The organism is Faecalibacterium intestinale (assembly GCF_040096575.1).
In the GTDB taxonomy this organism is placed as follows: domain Bacteria; phylum Bacillota; class Clostridia; order Oscillospirales; family Ruminococcaceae; genus Faecalibacterium; species Faecalibacterium intestinale.
The window spans coordinates 1-2,932 of the sequence record NZ_JBBMEN010000053.1; the positions used below are offsets into that span (position 1 = coordinate 1).

Annotated in this window: 3 protein-coding genes; 2 read left to right on the forward strand and 1 reads right to left on the reverse strand. The window is 46.1% G+C overall.

Features of this window, described 5'->3' with window-relative positions; genetic code table 11:
- Positions 1-331, reverse strand: a 331-nt coding sequence (locus WMO20_RS14260) for a hypothetical protein (protein WP_349187291.1), incomplete at its 3' end; no start/stop codon positions are given.
- 491 nt (positions 332-822) lie between these two features.
- Between WMO20_RS14260 and WMO20_RS14265 the strand changes: the two genes are divergently transcribed.
- Positions 823-2,325 (forward strand): class I SAM-dependent DNA methyltransferase, encoded by a 1,503-nt coding sequence (locus WMO20_RS14265; protein WP_349187292.1) that lies wholly within the window; start codon positions 823-825, stop codon positions 2,323-2,325.
- On the forward strand, positions 2,315-2,878 hold the full coding sequence (locus WMO20_RS14270) for a restriction endonuclease subunit S (RefSeq protein ID WP_117476683.1): 564 nt from the start codon (positions 2,315-2,317) through the stop codon (positions 2,876-2,878). Before WMO20_RS14265 ends, WMO20_RS14270 begins: the two co-directional genes overlap by 11 nt.
- Positions 2,879-2,932: the final 54 nt, after the last annotated feature.

Genomic DNA, 2,932 nt, shown 5'->3' on the forward strand with positions numbered 1-2,932 from the left:
GCGTTGCAGAAGTGTAGTCCCGGAGGAACACAGAATTTTCAAGAATTGAAAATTTGTGGCCACGGGACGGTTCTTGCCCTCTACCGCTGCGCTCAAAACCGTTTCCGGGTAATTGTTTCCGAATTGTTAAGACGCAAAAATAAGTAGAGAGTTCCACTGCTCGTGTATGTTGATCGCCGTTTGCTCCGAACGCAGTTCCTGCCCCTGTTTGTGCAGCGGCGTTGTCCGGCTCGCTCACGGAAAGTGTGAGGTCATCGCACGGTATCACGTTCAGACGGCTTATGAAGGATTCAAGGTACAGTATGAAGAAAGCCGGGTGCAGTGCGGACACTACGTCCTGCTTCTTTCAAGCACAAGAATAACACTTTGGAGTTGTACAGTCAACAACTAAAAACAAATTTCAGAGACTTGTACAACCACATAAGATTTTATTTGTGAAAAAGAAAAATACCGCCCACGCAGCGCAGCGATGGATTTTGTCGGGGTGAATCGGCGGCAAAATGAATCGGGTGTGTTGCGGGGCGGTTAATCTTTCAGGGATAATCCACGGTGAGGCAGTGTTCAGAATGAACACGACCACATCTTGTGGATGGCTTTTGACCAATCTACAAGAACGGTGGGATTTACAAGGAAAATACCACGGGATGTAGAATACGTCAAGATGGTTTTGTAAAATTTATTGTGCTAAAGCGGTGATAGTAGGACTTATCTACTGGAAATTGAAGCATCTAGCAAAGAATTTATGCGCACAAATTGGAAAATCGGCACATCTGTGCTATACTCAGAGCAGAATTTGTTGAGCTAAAACGGAGGTATTGAACCATGGCAGAGAAAAACACCGCCGACATTGGATTTGAAAAACAGATTTGGAACGCTGCCTGCGTGCTTCGGGGCAATATGGATGCTTCGGAGTATAAGGGCGTTGTCCTTGGTCTTATTTTCTTGAAATATATTTCGGATCGTTTTGAAGATAAGTACAATCAGCTGGTTGCAGACGGTGATGGTTTTGAGGAAGATCATGACGAGTACACATCGGAAGGAATCTTCTTTGTGCCTGCTGGTGCGCGTTGGAGCGATGTTTCTGCAAAGGCACATGATCCCGAAATCGGTCAGGTAATCGATGATGCAATGCGCGCTATCGAAAAAGAAAACGTGCGCCTGAAGGATATCTTGCCGAAAAATTTCGCGCGCCCGGAACTGGATAAACGGCGGTTGGGTGAAGTCGTTGACCTGTTTACGAACATCAAAATGATCGAACATGGCAGCGAGAAGGACATTCTGGGACGCACTTATGAATACTGCCTGTCTATGTTTGCAGAACAGGAAGGCAAGCGCGGCGGCGAGTTCTTTACGCCGTCCTGCGTTGTGCGGACGCTGGTAGAAGTGCTGCAACCGTTTAAGGGACGAGTGTATGACCCTTGCTGCGGCAGCGGCGGTATGTTTGTTCAATCTGCAAAATTTGTAGAGAACCATAGCGGAAATATCAACGATATTTCGATTTATGGTCAGGATTCCAACCCGACCACATGGAAGCTGGCACAGATGAACCTTGCCATCCGTGGCATTGAACCCGACCTTGGCAAGTATGCAGCAGACACATTCCTTGATGACCAGCACCCGACCATGCGGGCAGACTATATTATGGCGAATCCCCCTTTTAACCTGTCGAATTGGGGCGCAGAGCAGCTCAAAGATGATGTACGCTGGCAGTATGGTATGCCGCCTGCAAGCAACGCGAACTTTGCATGGCTTCAGCACATGATTTATCATCTTGCGCCGGGTGGCCGCATGGGTATGGTGCTTGCAAACGGTTCGCTCTCTTCTCAGTCTGGCGGCGAAGGTGACATCCGCAAAAATATTGTGAATGCTGACCTTGTGGACTGCATCATTGCCATGCCGACACAGCTGTTTTATACGACGCAGATTCCGGTTTCGCTCTGGTTTATCTCCAAACGCAAGAAACAAGCCGGTAAAACGCTGTTTATTGATGCCCGGAAGATGGGCGTTATGGTGAGCCGCAAGCTGCGTGAACTGACCGATGAGGATATTAAAAAAATTGCCGATACCTATAATGCCCATGTTAATGGCACACTGGAAGATGTAAAAGGTTTCTGTGCAGTTGTTGATACGGAGAAAATTGCAGAGCAGGACTATATCTTGACACCGGGTCGTTATGTTGGCGTTGAAGAACAGGAAGATAATGGAGAGCCGTTTGAAGAAAAAATGGTTCGGCTGACCTCAGAACTTTCAGATTTGTTCAAGCAATCGCACAAGCTGGAAGCAGAAATCAAGGAGAAGCTGGGGGCGATTGGATATGAGTTATGAAACGTATCGCGTTGCCGACCTAATTGATGAAATTGCGATGGGTCCATTTGGCTCAAATATTAAAGTATCTTGTTTTGTGGACAGTGGAGTGCCTGTCTTAAATGGCAGCAATCTTGAGGGCTTTTCTTTGTCTGAAAAGGCGTTCCGCTATGTCACAGAGGAAAAAGCTGATTCTCTTAACAAAGCGAATGCACATCGCGGAGATATTGTAATAACACATAGAGGAACGCTTGGACAGATAGTTTTTATTCCGCAAGATTCAAGATATGACCGGTATGTGATTTCGCAATCTCAGTTTAGGGTTAGATGCAATGATAAAGTTTTGCCTGAATATCTTGTCTATTACTTTCACACTCCGATAGGGCAGTATAAACTTCTTAGCAATGCCTCACAAGTTGGTGTCCCTGCACTGGCAAGACCGTCTTCAACTTTTCAACAGATCGAAGTTACGCTACCTGAACTGAGTATTCAGAAACGTGTGGTCGAGATTATCACCACAATTCAAAGAAAGATTGAGAATAATCAGGAGTTAAACGATAATTTAGCAGCTTAGAGCTGGATACTTGCGATATCAATCGCGCCAGACATTAGTTTGGGTAACAGACTA